Genomic DNA, 18,897 nt, shown 5'->3' on the forward strand with positions numbered 1-18,897 from the left:
CCGCCAACGGCGGATCCACGGCGAGAAACAAGCCGCCGCTCACCCCCAGGCGCATAGCCGGCAAGGCCGCTGGGGTGTCGGTCGCAGCCTGCAAAAGGCGGCGGGAAGTATGACGAGTATAAACTTTTACGGCGGCGGCGACCGGCGGTTAGGAGTATACTTTTGCCCTGACAAGAGGAATCTCGCCGGGGCTGCATGCGAATCATCCATACCTCCGACTGGCATCTGGGCCAGTCGTTTTATACCAAAAACCGCGCCAGGGAACATCAGACTTTCCTCCGTTGGCTCATTGAACAGGTCGAACGGTATCACGTCGATGCCGTACTGGTGGTCGGCGATATTTTCGATACCGGTACGCCGCCCAGTTACGCGCGCGAATTGTTCAACCGTTTTGTGACGGATCTACAGCCTACCGGTTGTCAGCTTATCGTGCTCGGCGGCAACCATGACGCGGCGGCCACCCTCAACGAGTCGCGTGACTTATTGGCGTGCCTCCATACCCGCGTTATCGCGCGGGCCGATGGACAACAGGTTTTTCCGCTTAATAAGCGTAACGGAAAACCCGGCGCGATTTTGTGCGCCGTCCCCTTTTTACGCGCACGGGATCTGCTGGCCAGCCGGCCTGGGGAATCGGCCGATGATAAACAGCGCGCGCTGGCGCAAGCCATCGCAGACCATTACCGGCAATGCCATGAGCAGGCGCTGGCGTTGCGCTCCACCCTGCCGTCGCCGGTGCCCATCGTCGCCACCGGACACCTGACCGTGGTGGGCGCCAGTACCAGCGAGTCGGTGCGGGATATCTATATTGGCAGTCTTGAGGCGTTTCCCGCCCAGCGATTCCCGCCGGTGGATTATCTCGCGCTGGGTCATATTCATCGGCCCCAGGTCGTCAATGTCGATCCTCCCATACATTACTGCGGTTCGCCCATCGCCCTGAGCTTCGATGAGGCGGGGCAAACCAAACAGGTCAATCTGGTGACGTTCGCCGACGGCCGGAAAGCGGAAATCACCCCGCTGCCCATACCGGAAGTCCAACCCATGCGCCTGCTGAGCGGAACGGCGGAACAAATCGAAACCCAATTGCGCGCCTTGGAGAGCAGCCAGGGCGGGCAGCCCATCTGGCTGGATATCGAAGTGACCACCGACGACTGGCTAAACGATATTCAACAACGGATACGGCAAACGGCCGCCGATCTGCCGGTGGAAATCGTGCTGCTGCGCCGCAACCGGGAACAACGGCTCCGGTCGTTGGCGCAATCGCCGCGCGAAACCCTGGCCGAACTGAGCGTCGAGGAGGTATTTGAACGGCGCCTCTCGCAGGTCGCGGGCAAAGAAGCGGCGGATCTGGAGCGCATTCGCCAGCTTTACGCCCAAGTGGTGGCCGATCTGCGGCTCGCGTCACCGCCAGAGGAGCAAGCATCGTGAAAATTCTGACCTTGCGGCTGAAAAACCTTAATGCCCTGCAAGGGGAGTGGAAAATCGATTTCACCGCCGCGCCTTTTGATCGCACATCGTTATTCGCCATTACCGGCCCGACCGGCGCCGGCAAATCCACTTTGCTCGACGCCATTTGCCTGGCGCTTTACCATCAAACGCCCCGCCTCGGCGATAACCCCGGTCAGGAGCTGATGACCCGGCATACCGCCGATGCGTTGGCCGAGGTCGAATTCGAGGTCAAAGGCGTCGGTTATCGGGCCTTCTGGAGTCAGCGGCGGGCCAAAAACCATCCCCAGGGCAATCTGCAACCGGTCAGGGCTGAATTGGCCCGCATTGACGACGGCCGGATCCTGGCGGATAAAATCAACGATAAGCGGCGGAAGGTGGCGGAAATCACCGGACTGGATTTTGGCCGGTTCACGAAATCCATGCTGCTGGCCCAGGGGGAGTTCGCCGCTTTTCTCAATGCCGATGCCAAACAACGCGCCGAGCTGCTGGAAGAATTGACCGGAACCGATATTTACGGCCGGATCTCCGCCGAGGTCTTTGAGAGGCACAAAGCCGCCAAGGCACAACTGGACACGCTACAACTGCGCGCCGCCGCCATCCAACTCCTGAGTGAATCGCAGTTGGCGGCGCTCGCCGATGATTTGCGGCAAAGCCAAGCGGCGGAATTACAGTTACAACAGGAACAGCGCACGGGACAACGGCATCTGGACTGGCTTAATCAGCGATGCCGGCTGGATGAGGCGCTTACCGGCGCTCGGGGAAAAAAAGAAGACGCCGAGGGAGCCCTGACTCTGGCCGAACCGGAACTGTCCCGGCTGGCGCGCGGCGAGCCGGCGGAGGCTTTGCGGCCCCTGCTGAACGCGTCTGCCGAACACGCGCTCCGTCAACGCCAGTCGGCGCAGTCGCTGGACCAGCAAATCGCTCTGCGCCAACAGGAACAACAGCGGATTCGGCCGCTGGAAGATGCGCTGGACAGCGCCCGCCAAGCCTGCCAGGCGCAAATGGCGTACCATCAGCGGCAACAGCAATTAATAGACGAGCGGATCACCCCGCTGGATCAGACGATAGCCGGTTTGGCGCGACAAGCCGAATCACAACGACGCGCCACGGAAACCCTGGCGGCGCAGCAGCAGCAAAAACGCCTGGCGTTGGAAGGCATGCAAGCCGACCTGTCCCGGACTGAACGACAATTGTCCGACGTCGAGCGGTTTCTGGCCGGTCATGACAACCACCGGCATTGGGGCGCGCAGTTGCCGTTATGGCGTGAACGCTTCGACAGACGGCGGCGGGAATGCCAGACGGCGGACGAGCTGGCCCGGCAAAAAGACGCGCTGTCGCAACAGCAACGGCAATGGCTTGAAGAATACCGCGCCTTGCAAACCGAAACCGACGAGCGCCGGCGGCGGGCGGATAGCACGCGGGTCGACGTCGAACGCCAGGCGCGACAGCGGGACGCGCGCGAACAGTGTATGCCCATCGCCACGCTGGAAGAAACCTGGCGGTTAAGCCAGGGGCGGCGTCCGCAACGGAATGCCTTGGAACGGAGTTTGCTGCAATATCGGCGGCACCAGCAGGATCTGGCGGCGATTGTCGCGCGGTTGTCCGGACTGGACGTCGAATGCGGCGACCTGGCCGCCGTCCACGATACCCGTCGGCGGCAATGGATGGAAAAATCCTCGCTCTTGGAAGAGGTCGCCGCCCGTCATGAACTGGAACTGCGGATAAGCGACCTGCAAGAACAGCGAACCCGATTACAACCGGGCCAGCCTTGTCCGTTATGCGGCGCCACGGATCATCCTTTCGCCACCCTGCTTCCCCGGACCGCGCCGGCCGAGACCGCAAGCCGCCGTCACGCGCTGGAGGAAGAGGTGGCGACATTGACCGCGCAAAGCATTGAGACCGAAACCCGCCACCATTTACTGCAACAGCAACGGGATCAGACCGAGACCGAGCGGCAACGACGCGAAGCCGATATCGCCGCCGCCGACCGGCAATGGCGTCGGCTGGCCGCGGCGCTGGATTGCCGACCGCTCACCGATGACGCATCGAGCGCGGAAGACTGGCTGTCGGAACAAGAGACGCGGGAAATGGCGCTTGGCGAGCAGCTTGAGGCGCGCAGGCAGGCCGACCGGCAATGGCAGGCAGCCCGCGATGCCGCCAATGAGGCCATAACCGCTTGGCAAACGGCCGCCGGCCGGTTGGCCTTGCATGATCAACGGCGCGAAACCGCCGAGCGGGATCTGGCGCTGGTCGCCCGACGCCTGGACGACCAGCGCCAGCTTATCGCCCGCCTGACCACAGAGATTGCGGCGGATCTACAACCCAGGGGGCTCACCGTCCCCGAAGATCACGCCATTGACCCGTGGATGACGGACCGGCAGCGGGAGTGGCAATCCTGGTCAGAACAATCACAGCGGCAACAGGCGTTAACACCCGCCGTCGCCGCTCTGCGGGGCGAGATACGTCATCTGGGCGATGCGCTGGCGGAACGGGAAAAAGATCTGGAACACAGCGAGCGGCAACGTTTGCAAACCGATAATGAACTGGCGCGGGCCAGAGAGGAACGGCGCTCGCTGATAGGCGATGAGAGCGTGGCGCGGATAGGGGAAGCGCTTCGCCAGCAAGACAACCTGCTGGAGCAGGCCAGGCAGCGGGCGGAACAGCAGTTGCAACAGGCTCGGGAACGGTTGCAGCAATTGAACGGCGCTATCGACGCCCAGCGACAACAATTGCAGACGCTGGCCCAGGCGGCGCGGCAGGCCGCCGACACGCTGGACGACGCATTGCGCCGCAGCCCCTTCGCCGATACCGGCGAGCTGCAAGGGGCCTTGTTGCCCCCCGAAACGCGGGAACGGTTACAAGCCTTGCGCGAGCAGCTTACCGCAAGGCGGCAGCAAACCGGGGCATTGCTCGAACAGGCGGAGTCGGCATGGCGGGAACTCGCCGCCCAGCGCCCGCCGACGCTTGAGGAGGAAGCGCAGCCGGCCGACGTGGAACGTCGTCTGGCCGAGATAAACGGCCGTTTGGCGGAACATGCCCGGCATCAGGGCGGCATTCGCCAGCAATTGGCGGGCCACCAGGCGCGTTTGCAGGAACAACAGACGCTGATCGCGGCCATTGCCGCCGGCGAAGCGGCCTATGCGGACTGGGGTTTTCTCAATGAGTTGATAGGGTCCCGGGAGGGCGACAAATTCCGTAAATTCGCCCAGGGCCTGACGCTGGGATATCTGGTGAGTCTGGCCAATCGGCAATTGCTGCGCCTGCATGATCGCTATCAGTTGCGACGCAAAGATGACGCCGAACTGGAATTGGAAGTCGTTGACACCTGGCAGGCGGAAGCGGCGCGGGATACCCGGACGTTGTCCGGCGGCGAAAGCTTCCTGGTCAGTCTGGCCCTGGCCTTGGCGCTCTCGGACCTGGTCAGCCACAAAACCCGCATTGATTCCCTGTTTCTCGACGAAGGCTTCGGCACGTTGGACGCCGAAACGCTGGATATCGCCCTGGACGCACTGGATACGCTGAACGCCGGCGGCAAGATGATTGGCGTGATAAGCCACGTCGAGGCCATGAAGGAACGGATCCCGGTGCAAATTAAAGTCAGGAAGGTCAACGGAATGGGCGTCAGCCGCCTTGAGGCGCGTTTCGCGGTGCGTCGGGGACAACATCAGCCGGCCCATGGCCGGCTTGACGATTAGCCTGCTTTTTGCTGCATTTCGCTGCGAAAAAAGGCCTTAAAAACGGTGACGGTGCGTGGCGCGTACGCCCCATAAACCGCAGAATGCGCTCACCACCGCGCCGATAAGCAGCGCGACGAACGACCAGAGCGCCGATTTGGCAATGGCTTTAGCGGCGGCCGCGGCTTTCTGTTTGGCCTGCTCTTGCCATTGCTGCGCTTCATCGCGCAGGGTGTTGATATTCTGCTCCATGTCTTCCAGCCGGTTTTTCGCCTCGGCGGCCATCCGCTGTTTATCGCGCATCAGGGCGTCAGTGGCCCGCTCGACTTCATCGGCGTTCATACTGGTATTGCGGCTCAGCGCGTTATGTACGTCGTCCCGCTTGATCGCGGCTGAAAGATGATCGACGCGCTGTTTAAGCCGGTCGGACAAATGCGCCATTTCGGCGTCGCTGTTATCCGGATTATCCAGTATGGCGCGGAACGTCCGTCGCATGTCCTCGCTGGCGGCGTGGATTTGCTTTGACAGGTAATCGGGCTGTAACGCGTCGATATTACTGTTACGCAGCGCATCCATGATCGCTTTCGGCGTTTGGTCCGGCGGCAGTTGCGCGTCGCGGCTCCATTGCCTGCCGGCCTCGTCCAGCCAGTCGCGCATGCCGCCATTGGGCGCCGTCAGTGACGACGCGATACCGGACGCCGCGCCGCCGGTGGCGGAAGCGATGGCGCCGATGGCATTGCCCGCCGCGCGTAAGGCCCCGCCGACAATCATGCCGCTTAGCACAATGGCGACAAGCAATGAGGTGGCCCAGACCAGGAAGCCGTGACTGATCCCCGCCGCGCCCGCCAGTCTTCCCGCCACAAACCCGCCCGCGGCCAGACTTATCAGGACCGAGACGAAAGACCAGATCGTCACCGCGGTGCCGACCCCCTGCGTCGACTGCCCGGCGGTGGGATCCACTATGGCGAGTCCCAGCGCCGTACCCAGCACCGACAGTAAAATGGATATTGCCAACACGGTAAATACGCCGCCGATGATTGCGCCCCAGGCTGTAATCCTTGGCGTTGCGGCCAGAGTATGCGTTTCCATATAACCTTCTCCTGAATATTCTCTCCTGTAGCGACAGGCTACGCACTTAACGTAGTTTATGTTGACGCGAATTCAAGAATACCCAAGGTGGCAAACTGATTACATTTAATTGATTTCAAAAGCATATATTACGTTTGTAGCCTATTCCCGCGGGGGTTAGCGGCGTAACCGGTTCGGCCACCGATGCGGCAAACCCGGAAAATTCCATAGCTGAGGGTATGGCCTAATGCGGTATGATGCGCGCTGCGTTTGAAAACATGCGCGCCGTGGCGCGCCCGTTCAGGGATTAATAATAATGTTCTGGTTTAAAAACCTTATGATTTACCGTTTGACCCGTTCCCTCGAAACGTCGGCGGACGACATGGAAAAACTGCTGGCCCAAGCGGCCTTTACTCCCTGCGGCAGTCAGGACATGGCGAAATCCGGCTGGGTGTCGCCGCTGGGACCGAAAAGCGAAGCCCTGACCCATGTCGCCGGGGGGCAAATCATGGTGTGTGTCCGCAAGGAAGAAAAAATATTGCCCTCCTCGGTGGTCAAACAGGAACTGCAGGGGAAAATCGACCGGCTTGAAGCCGAACAGAGCCGAAAACTGCGTAAAGTCGAAAAAGACAGTTTGAAGGATGAAGTATTGTTCAACCTGATGCCGCGGGCTTTCAGCCGCTTCAGCCAGACCTTTATCTGGCTGGACACGGTAACGGATCGGGTGATGGTCGACGCCGCCAGCGCCAAGAAAGCCGAAGACGCCCTGGCGCTGCTGCGTAAATCCCTCGGATCCCTGCCGGTGGTGCCGCTGACGCTGGACACCCCCGTCGAACTGACCCTGACCGAGTGGGTGCGCGGCGAACCACCGGCCGGTTTTACCGTGCAGGATGAGGCCGAATTAAAAGCGCTGTTGGAAGAAGGCGGCATCATCCGCTGTAAAAAACAGGATCTCGCCAGCGATGAAATCGCCGCCCATATCGAAGCGGGAAAACAGGTCACCAAACTGGCGCTGGACTGGCGGGAACGCATCCAGTTCGTTCTGGCCGACGATGCGTGCGTGAAACGGCTAAAATTCGCCGATACGCTACGCGAGCGGAATGAAGATATCGATAAAGAAGACGCGGCCCAGCGCTTTGACGCGGATTTTATTCTGATGACCGGCGAGCTATCGGCGCTGATGACCGAATTGACCGAGGCGCTGGGCGGCGAACCCCAGCGCTAGACGCCCGGCCGAGATTCACCGTCAGGACGGATTTTCGTCCTGGCGCCTATTTATTCAAATACTTGCACAGGTAAGCGCTGGGTTCGGCCACCTGAAGGGAAAACTCGCTTTTGGCAGGAACACTGAATGTCTCGCCGGGCATGAACACCCGCCAATCATGCGTACCGGGCAGCAACACTTTCAACGCGCCATTAATGACCGTCATTTCCTCGGGCTGGGCCGTGGTGAAAGTATAGTCGCCGGCCGCCATGACGCCGACGCTGGCGCGACCGATACTGGGGGAGTCGAATCCGATGGATTTCACTTTACCGGCAAAATACTCATTTACATTCAGCATGTATATTTTCCTTGGTTTATCAATAAGTCCCTCATAGTAAAAGCTGAAATGACGTTTTGTCACGTTCTGAAAGAGAAAAACACCGGCGATCCGGCAGAAAACCTCAACGCCGAAGCCAGTCGTCATCACCGATTTTTTCAGCCAGACTCTGCGTTGCCGCTTTCAGACTGGTCAATAGCGAATGCGGGAAATCATCACTGTCGCTTAAACTTGGGAAGGTCAGGCACAGACCGACGCGTTCATTGCGTAGCGGATGCCGTAGGGCGGTGGCCAGCTCGCTATAATCAGGACGGGTTTCATTGCGGGCATAGGACCACCCCTGGCGACGTACCACGGTGAGGCGCTCCAGTAAACGGGTAAGGCCATGTTGCGAAAAAGCCGCATAGGCCGGGGCGTCCGGCACCAGACGCGCGATAATATCGCGCTCGGCATAGCCGGACAGCAGCGCGCGGCCAGCGGCGGTGTGCGCGGCCGGCAAAAGATGGTCAACGGCAAAATAATCCGGCCGCTCGGCGTGGCCGGCGGTAATCGAGGTAATCCGCACATGCTCCTTTTCCAGTACGCAGACGAAACCGGCGCAGTCATGCAGGGCGGCCAGGCGTTCCACCGCCGGCGCGACCAAATCGACCAACGGCTTGGCGTGGTAGGGGCTGCCGACGGCCAAAAACAAATCCCCCACCGAATAAAGCCGGTTGACGGGATTGCGTACCAGTAATCCTTGACCTTCCATGGCGATAAGTAGGCGGGATAGCGTGCTTTTCGGTAAAGGCAGACGGCTGGCCACGTCGCTGAAAGATAACCCCGACTGGCGTAGCGAAACATCTTCACGGGCAAACAGTTTTAGCACTGCGGAGGCGTTTTCTAAGGTAGACATGATAACTTTGCATTTTGGCTATTTTTTAACAGCAGGTTAGTCCATCTTTAAGTGGTCGCCGCTGTTCGTCAAGACAATATTTTTCCCCCGCGACGGACGGCAGACAAACATATCGTCACCGTTGACACGGACATGACGTTAACCGAAAGAGTCAGGGGAACATGAGGAAAACCCGGCTAAAAACCGGCATAATTCAGCGTATTATACGGTATTAGCACGGTTACTGGCCTTGTGTCGTCCATTAAGGCGGTTAATGGCTCAAACGATCGGTTATCCCGCCGCCGGCAACGGCAACGCGGCGGCCACAACCGGTGGGGAAGGCGCGGGTTCCCAAGGCGCGGGGCGGCATTGGAACAGACCGTTTGCCGCGCCGCGGCCGTCAGGCATCGCTTTTACCCTGATACCGTTGCTTGGCGTCCAAGGCTTCCTGCTCGGAAGGGTGTTCGCTGATAAGCGTATCCGGCCTTGGATGATTGGCGCGCAGCTCGTAGACTTGCTGGGTTCTGCCGGGCAATCCTTTTTCCTTTCGCACAATATGGGCTTCACGGGGATACGGTGGTTTACTCGCCATGGTCATTTCTCCTTTGATGCAACGAGACCCATTAAGTATAGCCGACAGCGCCGCATCCCGCCCCACAGAGCGCGGGGGTGTCTTAACCGGCGGCGCAGGGGCAAAGTTGGCGCATAATCGCCAAGACCACATCCTGCGGCGCGGCGCTGGCGTCAAGCACATGATGGGCGGCATCCTGATACAGCGATTCGCGCGCCAGCAGGATTTCCTCGATTTCCTCGGTGATCGGCCGGCCAGTGAGACTGGGCCGCTGTTCCTCCTGAGGAACCGTCGACAAACGATGGGCCAGTACAGCCGCCGCCGCATGCAAATAGACCACGATACCGTGCTCCCGCATAAACCGCCGGTTGGCCTCGGACAAAACGATACCGCCGCCGGTGGCGATAACCTGATGACCACAGGCGCCGGTGACCTTGTGCAATATCTCGCTTTCTCTGGCCCGGAAACCGGTCCATCCCTCGGTTTCCACTATCCGGGCCACACTTTGGCCGGTGGACGCCAGCAATGCATGATCGGTATCGCTAAACTGAAATCCCAGAGCCTGGGCCAGCGCGCAGCCTACGGTGGTTTTACCGCAACCCCTCGCGCCGACCAAATAAATGGGCTGAGTAATCAACTGATTTCCTTTTGTTATTAACTGCAATCGCAAGGTTGGCCGTGTTCGGCCCGTTCGATCGGCGGCAATTCTGGCAGCAATGGCCCCTCGCGTCCAGTCCGGATCACGCCATCGAGACCCGTACTTCAGCAACGATCATGATTGCCCGCGCATTGGGCATACCCGCCACTACCGTTGCGACTAGGCGGCAATCGTCGGAAACGCATTCAGCTCGCCGGCGGCGATAGGAAGATGACGGGTACTTGGTAAATCATTTAAGTCGCATCGCTTACGCCGTCACTGGGGATGAGCAAGGCAACCGACGAAGAGGCGACGGGAAGTATGGCGAGTATATAACATATTTTTAATGGGGTTGTCTCCCCGACCAAAGAAAAAACCGGCGCTGGCATTGTCGGACAACGCCGGACAACCGCGGCGGCTTATCCTACGGGCCGCCCCGGCGCCGCTCCCCTGGACGTTCGGTGGCTTACTTTCCGGGTTCGGCCACCTCGTTGACGATGCGTCGCGCCTCGCGCAGGGTGAGCGGTTCGCCCATCCTGACCAACAGGGTGCCGGTGGTGCGCATACGGCCGGCGGCCACCACGGCCGCCAAGCGTTCATCCCGGCTAAACAGCGCCACGAAATCGTCTTTATCGGGGGAGCCGAAAATGTCGATATCATCCCAATCAGTGGCATGGCCCAGATATTCATAGCGGACGCCATAATGTTGGGTCCAGAAATAGGGTATCGCATGATAGGCGTCGTTCCCGCCTATCATCGCGGCGGCGGCGATGCGCCCCTGCTGCTGCGCCACCCGCCAATGCTCAATGCGCGTGGGCCGGCCATTAAGCGCAAACGTGGCGATATCGCCGATAGCGTAAACATCCTGACCGGCCGACATGGCCGAATCCACGCTCAGGCTGCCGTCGTCATTGAGCGGCAAATCGTGAATAAAACCGGTGGACGGCGCGACGCCGGTGGCCAATAAAACCAAATCGCCGTCAACGCGCCGGCCGTCCTTAAGGATAACCCCGGTTACCCGCTGTTCGCCGTCGAATGACGCCGGTTCGCCGTCGACGAATTTCACTCCCCTGTCCTCGTGGCGACGACGAAAAAACGTCGCCAGTACGGTACCGAATTGTTGCTCAAAGGGCAGCGGACGCTTTGCCACCACCGTGATATCGACATTCCGTTTGCGTAACGCCGCCGCCATCTCCATACCGATAAAGCTGTTACCGATGATGACCAGCCGATGCCGTTTTTCCACCGCGCTCATCAGGGCCGCCGCGTGTTCCCAACTGCGTAGCACTTCGACGCCCAGCAGCGCCTTACCGGGCAAATCCGGCCGGCGGGGCGTGCCGCCGGTCGCCAACAGCAACCGCCGGTAAGGTATGATGCCGCCATCAGCCAGGCGCAGCTTACGCTCTTTAACGCACAATGCCTCGACATCACCCGTTATCCGCTCGATGTGTTCTTCGCGGTAGAAACGTGTCTCCAGTAACGCGGGCACCTCATCGAGGGCCATATCCCCCTGCGGAACGAATTTGGATAAGGCGGTGCGGTCATAGGGAGCCTGTTTCTCGCGGTCGATGACGATTAATCGTCCGGCATAACCTTTGTCACGCAGCGCCTTGACGGCGGCGCTGCCGCCGGCGCCCGCCCCCACCACCACCAGCGCTTCCGTGTCCGATTCAACGGCAATGGACGGGACGCCTGGTTGAGCCATCGGCGAGGGGTCGATCCACACGGCGTTCCCTTCGATGTTGACCGGGTATCGCTTAAGGGAACGCAGCGCCGGCGGATCCTCCAATGTACCGTCAAGGGAAAAGACGGATTTATGCCAGGGACAAATCAATTTCCCTTGGCAAACGGCGCCTTTTTCCAGCGGCGCGCCGGAATGGGGACAGGCCGCCTCCAGCGCGAAGACTTTATCGCCCAGTTTGACCAGCACGATGTCGGTTCCATCGACGCTGATTTTTTGGGGTTCCGATTCCGCCATGGCGGATAACGACATGACTCTTTGAAAAGCCACGATAGACTCCTTCGATTTTTTACCCGTGATACCCCGCATAGCGTCTTTGCCGTTCTTCGTATTTACCCCGTGGCCAAGGAGTCTGTTCCCCGTGGGTAATGAAAAGACAACCCGGCGTTGTGGAGAGGGGCCGCGTCGGGCGGGTGGGATGCGCTGCCGACGAAAGGCGTCAATCACCGCCCGCCATGATGCAATACGACGTATCGAGAGTAGGGAAACCGTACTTTTTGACAGGTTTATCATTAAGCCTAGCAGCTAATGAGGGACGAGGGTGGCGAAGACCGGTATCGCCCTGGCGAAGGAGGCATTTTGATGGGCGGGTCGCCGGTATGGGGAGGGTTTAGGGGCGCTGGCCAAACAAGCCGGGGGTCATTTCGACCGGGCCGGCTTAGGGGTAATGCGCGCTTATTTACCCGTTGCCTGTTGTAGCGTCAACGGATCGGCGTCAGGCCTATGCAACGTCAGCGAGATAACCAGCGAGATGACCGACAGCGCGACAATTAAATGGAAAGTGACCAGGAAACCGCCGAACAATGAGGCGACTATCGAACCGATAATACTGCCGATACCGAACCCCAGGTAAATGAGTCCATAATTTTTGGTCAGATTGTTCAGTCCAAAAAAGTCGCTCACCAGCGAGGGATACACGGTGATGGTCCCGCCGAAGCTGAATGCCACGCACGCCAGCGCCGTGAAAAATGATAACGGGTCGTGGCGGGCGAACAGCAGCGTCGCCATACCGATAAGCGTGATGCCCTGGGCGAGGGAAATGACCCGGATGCGCGTCATCCGGTCGGAAAGTACCCCCAGCGCCAACCGGCCCCCCAGATTGGCCAGCGCAATGATGGTAACGGCATTGGCCGCGGCGGCGGAAGGCAAATGCACCAGGCTTTCCCCCACATCCTTCGCCACCCCGATCACATACAATCCGCTCATGCAGGCGGTCAGAAACATCAGCGCCAGCAGCCAGTATTGCGGCATCCGTATAGACTGCGCCAGGGAAAAATCGCGTCCGCCCGCAACGTGCCGGCCGGGTCGACATACGGCATCGGTCATCAGCAGACCGCCGGCGATAGTCATCAACATGGCGATAAGCCCCCATAACTCGAAAGCGTCGCGCAATCCGTAATGCGCCAGCAATAGGCTATTGATGTATTTGAATCCCAGACTGCCCAGTCCATAGGCGCCAATGGAACAAGCGGAAATCACGCCCTTGCGTTCAGGAAACCATTTTACGCAGTTCGATAGCGTCATCAGATAGCCGACGCCATCGGCAAAACCCACCAGCACGCCGGCGCATAACCACAATAACAGTAGATTATCCGCCCGGGCGGTCAGAAAAAATCCCACGCCCAGCATGATGCCGGCGCCGAGGGTGGCCCGCCGCACGCCGAAGCGCTCCTGGAACTTGCCGGCCAGCGAAGAGGCCACCGCCAGCGCCAGGCTTAGCAAGCCGAACGAAAACGCCACCTGGCTGACGGGTTGATGCAACTTATCGGCCAGCGGGCCGTTAAAAAGACTCCAGGTGTACACCGAGCCCAAGGCGAACTGGGTAATCACCGTACCCGCCAGGGTCAGCCAACGGAGGGGGTTGCCGCGTTGAATAATCATTTTCTGCCTCGCATCGCTAGTAGCCGAAATTATTGATGCCCTACACGGGCGGAATAACTTCACTATAAAAGACCGGACAGTAGGTGGGGCTGATTGGGAATGAGTTACACCGATGGAGGAATGAAATGCCGCCCGGAGGGTATAAACGACCTGGGCATCCGTTACATGGCGTATGTTATGGAGTGAATTGATATCAATAGGTTATCAGCGGCCATTGGAATTATCCCGCCGGCAACCTATATCAACAATTTATTTACATCGTTAACCGTCATGTTATGTTCCCCGCGGCAAATACGCTGACTGAAAATAAAAACCGCACGGAATGCCAAAATAAAGGGCCCGCCGCCGCCCAAAACTCAGCGTCAGCGGATTCATCCGTTAAATCCGGGAGGGGTGGGCGCAGCCATCAAAGAGGCATCGTGAAAGTTGACGGGAATACGTCGACTCGATTTATTCGTCATTATCATCATCGGCGCCATAATATTTTACGCCTATGCGGATAATATCCCGGCCCTGTGATTTACGGTGTTTATTGCTGTCACGCAACGAATAGACGCAACCGCAATATTCCTGCTGATAAAAGCGTTCACGTTTACTGATGTCAATCATGCGCGCCGCGCCACCCTGCTTGCGCCAGTTGTAATCCCAATACGTTATGCCGGGGTAGTGGGCGGCCGCGCGTTTACCGCATTCGTTTATCTGTTGCATATTTTTCCAGCGGGAAATGCCCAGGGAACTGGTTATCACCGGAAATCCCTGCTCGTAGGCATATAACGCAGTCCGCTCAAATCGCATATCGAAACACATGGTGCAACGGATGCCGCGTTCCGGTTCATTCTCCATCCCCTTGGCCCGGGCGAACCAATTATCGGTGTCGTAGTCGGCGTCGATAAACGGTACCCGGTGTTTTTGCGCAAAACGGATATTTTCTTCCTTGCGGATGAGATATTCCCGTTGCGGATGAATATTGGGGTTATAGAAAAAAAGAGTGTAATCGATAGCCGAGGCGCTGAGGGCCTCCATGACTTCGCCGGAACAGGGCGCGCAACAGGAATGCAGCAAAAGCCGGTTTGCCTGCCGTGGGAGTGTGAGAACGGGGCGATGGGGTTGCGCCATAACATTTGCTCCTAAAGGAAAGGGCCTTCGGCGAAATATAGCATAACGGCGGCCAATGGATAGACGCGGCTCCCTGATGTTAACCGTTGATTAAACCACAACGGCCCTGGAGACATGTTCCGTTGCCGCGCAGGTTGGCGGGAGCGGCGCGCGACCTACGCCCGACGGCGGGTCAGGGAAAGTAAGGCAATAATAATGTTGGTTGGTAACATTTTTCTGCAAACCTTTACGCTGGGTATCTTCCCGATTAAGGGTAATCAGACTAAATTTGTCATTAATGCAGTTCGCTGCGAACCTGAGCAATCAAAAGGTCATGCCATGCAATCTGAAGAACAACGTCTTATAGAAGGGCTGTTTCAGCGCTTAAAGCAGGCGGAACAGCAAAACGGCGCCCGGGATGCCGACGCGGACCGGCAAATCAGGGAGTTTGTGCAGCAACAGCCTTCGGCGCCCTATTATATGGCGCAGTCCATGCTGATCCAGGAAGCCGCGCTGAAACGTCTGCACGCCAGGATCCGTAACCTGGAAGAAGAAATGACGACATTGAAGAACAGCCAGCCGTCCAGCGGCGGGTTTCTCAGCAGCCTGTTCGGCGGCGGTAAAAATTCACGCCCCGCCCCGGGCAACCACTGGAACGCGCCGGCGCAACCGGCTCAGCCGGTTGCGCCGGGTAACACCGGTTATGCCCAGACGCCACCCGGGTATACCGGCTATGCCCAACAGCCGGCCGCGCCCAGGGGCGGCGGTTTTATGGCCGGCGCGCTGCAAACCGCCGCCGGTGTGGCGGGCGGCGTGGTACTGGCCGACATGCTGACCAGCATGTTCCACCATTCCCAGCCGCAGGACATTGTTAATATCATCGACCAGCAGCCTATGGATCCGGCCGCCGATCCGCTGACCAATCAGAATTTTGATGCCGACAACCTCAGCACGTTCAACGACGTCTCCGACAGCCGATTCCTTGATCAGAACAACGATGACTCCGGCAACACCGATTACGACAACGGCGATGACAATGGCTTTGGCAATGCCGACAATTTTGGCAATGACGGTTTCGGCAATGACAATTTTGGCAACGACGGTTTTGGCAATGACAATTTTGGCAACGACGGTTTTGGCAATGACGGTTTCGGCAACGACGATTTCGGCAACGATGACTTCGGCAACGACGACGACAGTTATATTTAACCCGCGTCGGTAACAATACGGCCGCGGCCGGGCTCTCTCCCCGGCCGCGGCGAAACGCGCGGTGTAAAAACGCGATCGGCCGCTATTTGCGACGGTGACTGATGACCTGTTCCGCCACCGCTTTGGGCGCTTCGGCGTAGTGTTTGAACTCCATGGTATAGGTGGCGCGTCCCTGGGAAAGCGAGCGCAGCGTGGTGGAATAGCCGAACATTTCCGCCAGCGGCACTTCAGCGCGGATCACCTTAACGCCGGCCAGGTCTTCCATGCCCTGGACCATGCCCCGCCGAGAAGACAGATCCCCCATCACATTGCCCATGAACGCTTCCGGCGTTTCCACTTCCACCGCCATCATCGGCTCAAGCAATACCGGTTGCGCCTGACGCATTCCGTCTTTAAACGCCATGGACGCCGCCATCCGGAAGGCGTTTTCATTGGAGTCCACTTCATGATAGGACCCGAACACCAGCGTGACCTTGACATCCACTACCGGATAACCGCCCAGCACCCCGGATGTCAGCGTATCCTGGATACCTTTGTCCACCGAGGGAATGTATTCCCGCGGCACCACGCCCCCTTTGATGGCGTCGACGAACGCGTAACCCATGCCCGGCGCCTGCGGTTCGATTTTCAACACCACATGGCCGTACTGGCCCCGGCCGCCGGTTTGCTTGACGAACTTGCCCTCAATTTCCTCGACGGTTTTGCGAAGGGTTTCGCGATATGCCACCTGCGGTTTGCCCACCGAGACTTCCACGCCGAATTCCCGCCGCATCCGCTCCATTAAAATTTCCAGATGCAATTCTCCCATCCCGGAGATGATGGTCTGGCCGGATTCTTCGTCGGTTTTTACCCGAAACGACGGATCTTCCTGCGCCAGCCTGCCTAGCGCGATACTCATTTTTTCCTGATCAAGCTTGGTCTTTGGCTCGATAGCCTGCGAAATAACCGGATCGGGAAAGAGCATGCGTTCGAGAATAATGGGATGATCGGGATCGCATAGCGTGTCGCCGGTGGTCACCTCTTTCATTCCCAGCGTGGCGGCGATGTCGCCGGCGCGGACTTCCTTAATGTCCCTGCGTTCATTGGCATGCATCTGTAACAGCCGGCCAAGACGCTCCCTTTTCCCTTTCACCGGGTTATAGATGGAATCGCCGGTGGATACCGTGCCGGAATACACCCGGAAAAAAATCAACTGGCCGACGAAGGGATCGGTCATGATTTTGAACGCCAGCGCCGAAAACGGCTCATCATCGCCGGGGTGGCGTTCCGTTTCCCGATCATCTTCGGTGTGGCCGACAATGGCGGGGACATCAATGGGAGAGGGCAGAAAATCCACCACCGCATCCAGCAAAGCCTGTACCCCTTTGTTTTTGAACGCGCTGCCGCACAACATCGGCACGATTTCATTGGCGATGGTACGGGCGCGCAAGGCGCTTTTGATTTCCTCCTCATCCAGCGTGCCGCTGTCGAGGTATTTTTCCAATAATGCCTCGCTGGCCTCGGCCGCCGCCTCCAGCATCCTGCCGCGCCATTCCCGGGCAGACTCCAGCAGCTCTGCCGGGATATCCTCATAGGTGAACTTAACACCCTGACTGGCGTCGTCCCAGACGATACTTTTCATTTTGATCAAATCCACCACGCCCAGGAAATGATCTTCTGCGCCCACCGGCAGTTGGATCGGCACCGCCACGCCTTTCAACCGGTCGGCTATTTGTTTTTGCACCCGCAGGAAATCCGCGCCGGTGCGATCCATTTTATTAACGAAGGCGATACGCGGCACTTTGTATTTATTGGCCTGACGCCAGACGGTTTCCGATTGCGGCTGCACGCCGCCAACCGAATCGTATACCATGACCGCGCCATCCAATACCCGCATGGAGCGTTCCACTTCGATAGTGAAATCCACATGCCCCGGCGTATCGATAATATTGATGCGATGCTCCGGATAATTACCGGCCATTCCCTTCCAGAATGTCGTGGTGGCAGCTGAGGTAATGGTAATTCCGCGTTCCTGTTCCTGTTCCATCCAGTCCATCGTGGCGGCGCCTTCATGCACTTCGCCGATTTTATGGCTGACCCCGGTATAAAACAGAATACGCTCGGTAGTGGTGGTCTTACCGGCATCAATATGCGCGCTGATGCCAATGTTGCGATATCGTTCTATGGGAGTTTTGCGGACCATACTATTACCTTAGATGCCCAAAGGGACAAACCTGCTGTGATTCCTTCCCCTGCCGGCCTCGGCGGGGGTGCCTGAGTAATGAATTAGGGTTACCGCGCTAGTGGAAAAAGCCGTTTCTTCCTTGGCAAGCGCCAGGTCAGCATGCGCTTTTTAATCATCGGCTTCAATGTCCGCCTGTGCCTTTATCCCGCGCGCTCGCCGCCGCGACGCAACGCCAAATATTTAGAGTATATACGCATAACTTACAGGATTATTTCAGCCTCGGTTGCCTTGGTGTTTATTCGTCCTGAGCCATATTAAGTCCCGTGCGATAAGCAGTATGAATTCACTCATCCCTTTCAACGACGGGCATAATGAGCGTTTCAGTTTGCTGTGAAGTCCTTGCCCGCCCCTGTGCGGGCTTTTTTATTTTGCCAGGGCGCCGGCGACGTCTTCAGGCCGGTTCAGCGCCGACGAACGCCGTTTTCTGCAAGCGTTGCGCGGTCACTTCCCCGACCTGGACCGGCGTTTGATTATTCTCATCATGCAAAACGGGGGAGACCCGACGTCCTGGCAGCGCCGGCGTGATGTCCTTAGCGAAGAGCTGGCCGCGCTTCCGATCGCGCCGCCGGTCATTGTGGCCGCCTGCGTTCCCGGAACAAACGTGGCGCACAGGGTTTCACTTTTCCGCCTTCGTCCCGCGATCCGAATCTTAGGCCGGCAATGGCCGGTGTCATTGGCCGGTTATCCGGGGGGGCTGACGGCAATGCGCACTAGCGGTATTAAAGCGCTGCTTGGCGCCATGGACGATTGTATCGCGCGGGCCATCAAAACCCGCCATAAACAGGTATCGGCCGGCGAAGACCGGTTAAATGCGGATTATTTGTATTGGCAACGGGATTTGGCGTTGCTCGGCGACAGGTTACGGACGCGGATCAATGGTTATCGACAACGATAGTTTCGGCTTGAACGACGGTTTCGACTTGGAAGAAGAATATG

14 protein-coding genes are annotated in these 18,897 nt (G+C 58.6%); 5 read left to right on the top strand and 9 right to left on the bottom strand.

Features of this window, described 5'->3' with window-relative positions; translation table 11 throughout:
• Positions 1-195 precede the first annotated feature (195 nt).
• Together sbcD and FCN80_RS10805 are read left to right on the top strand one after the other, a co-directional pair.
• Complete coding sequence (gene sbcD, locus FCN80_RS10800) at positions 196-1,425, top strand: exonuclease subunit SbcD (RefSeq protein ID WP_136990168.1); 1,230 nt, start codon at positions 196-198, stop codon at positions 1,423-1,425.
• Positions 1,422-5,141: an AAA family ATPase gene (locus FCN80_RS10805; RefSeq protein WP_136990169.1), complete on the top strand. Its 3,720-nt coding sequence runs from the start codon at positions 1,422-1,424 to the stop codon at positions 5,139-5,141. Before sbcD ends, FCN80_RS10805 begins: the two co-directional genes overlap by 4 nt.
• Positions 5,142-5,177: 36 nt before the next feature.
• Here the strand turns inward: FCN80_RS10805 and FCN80_RS10810 are convergent, their stop codons facing one another.
• On the bottom strand, positions 5,178-6,209 hold the full coding sequence (locus FCN80_RS10810; RefSeq protein ID WP_136990170.1) for a TIGR04086 family membrane protein: 1,032 nt from the start codon (positions 6,207-6,209) through the stop codon (positions 5,178-5,180).
• Positions 6,210-6,504: 295 nt separating this feature from the next.
• On the opposite strand from FCN80_RS10810, the gene rdgC reads away from it, so the two are divergent.
• The gene (rdgC, locus tag FCN80_RS10815; RefSeq protein WP_136990171.1) at positions 6,505-7,413 is read left to right on the top strand and encodes a recombination-associated protein RdgC; all 909 of its coding nucleotides are present in this window, start codon (positions 6,505-6,507) and stop codon (positions 7,411-7,413) included.
• A gap of 46 nt (positions 7,414-7,459) precedes the next feature.
• On the opposite strand, the gene ppnP is transcribed toward rdgC, so the two are convergent.
• The 7 genes from ppnP to FCN80_RS10850 form a co-directional block, all read right to left on the bottom strand.
• A complete protein-coding gene (gene ppnP, locus FCN80_RS10820) occupies positions 7,460-7,750 on the bottom strand; it encodes a pyrimidine/purine nucleoside phosphorylase (protein ID WP_136990172.1) in 291 nt (96 codons plus the stop codon).
• 103 nt (positions 7,751-7,853) lie between these two features.
• On the bottom strand, positions 7,854-8,624 hold the full coding sequence (locus FCN80_RS10825; protein WP_136990173.1) for an IclR family transcriptional regulator: 771 nt from the start codon (positions 8,622-8,624) through the stop codon (positions 7,854-7,856).
• Positions 8,625-9,003: 379 nt separating this feature from the next.
• Positions 9,004-9,195, bottom strand: a complete 192-nt coding sequence (locus tag FCN80_RS10830; RefSeq protein WP_136990174.1) for a hypothetical protein — start codon at positions 9,193-9,195, stop codon at positions 9,004-9,006.
• Between the two features lie 82 nt (positions 9,196-9,277).
• Positions 9,278-9,811 (bottom strand): shikimate kinase AroL, encoded by a 534-nt coding sequence (gene aroL, locus FCN80_RS10835; RefSeq protein WP_230492608.1) that lies wholly within the window; start codon positions 9,809-9,811, stop codon positions 9,278-9,280.
• Positions 9,812-10,277: 466 nt separating this feature from the next.
• Positions 10,278-11,822: an FAD-dependent oxidoreductase gene (locus tag FCN80_RS10840; RefSeq protein ID WP_136990175.1), complete on the bottom strand. Its 1,545-nt coding sequence runs from the start codon at positions 11,820-11,822 to the stop codon at positions 10,278-10,280.
• A gap of 405 nt (positions 11,823-12,227) precedes the next feature.
• A complete protein-coding gene (locus FCN80_RS10845) occupies positions 12,228-13,433 on the bottom strand; it encodes an OFA family MFS transporter (RefSeq protein WP_136990176.1) in 1,206 nt (401 codons plus the stop codon).
• A 450-nt stretch (positions 13,434-13,883) separates the two neighbouring features.
• Positions 13,884-14,549, bottom strand: coding sequence for an epoxyqueuosine reductase QueH (locus tag FCN80_RS10850; protein ID WP_136990177.1), 666 nt, complete (start codon positions 14,547-14,549; stop codon positions 13,884-13,886).
• Between the two features lie 318 nt (positions 14,550-14,867).
• Between FCN80_RS10850 and FCN80_RS10855 the strand changes: the two genes are divergently transcribed.
• On the top strand, positions 14,868-15,737 hold the full coding sequence (locus FCN80_RS10855; protein WP_136990178.1) for a DUF2076 domain-containing protein: 870 nt from the start codon (positions 14,868-14,870) through the stop codon (positions 15,735-15,737).
• Between the two features lie 82 nt (positions 15,738-15,819).
• On the opposite strand, the gene fusA is transcribed toward FCN80_RS10855, so the two are convergent.
• Entirely contained in the window at positions 15,820-17,919 is a 2,100-nt protein-coding gene (gene fusA, locus FCN80_RS10860) for an elongation factor G (protein ID WP_136990179.1), read from the bottom strand.
• A gap of 508 nt (positions 17,920-18,427) precedes the next feature.
• On the opposite strand from fusA, the gene FCN80_RS10865 reads away from it, so the two are divergent.
• Entirely contained in the window at positions 18,428-18,856 is a 429-nt protein-coding gene (locus FCN80_RS10865) for a hypothetical protein (RefSeq protein ID WP_136990180.1), read from the top strand.
• Positions 18,857-18,897 lie beyond the last annotated feature (41 nt).

Source organism: Martelella alba (genome assembly GCF_005217455.1).
Lineage (GTDB): Bacteria > Pseudomonadota > Gammaproteobacteria > Enterobacterales > Enterobacteriaceae > Acerihabitans.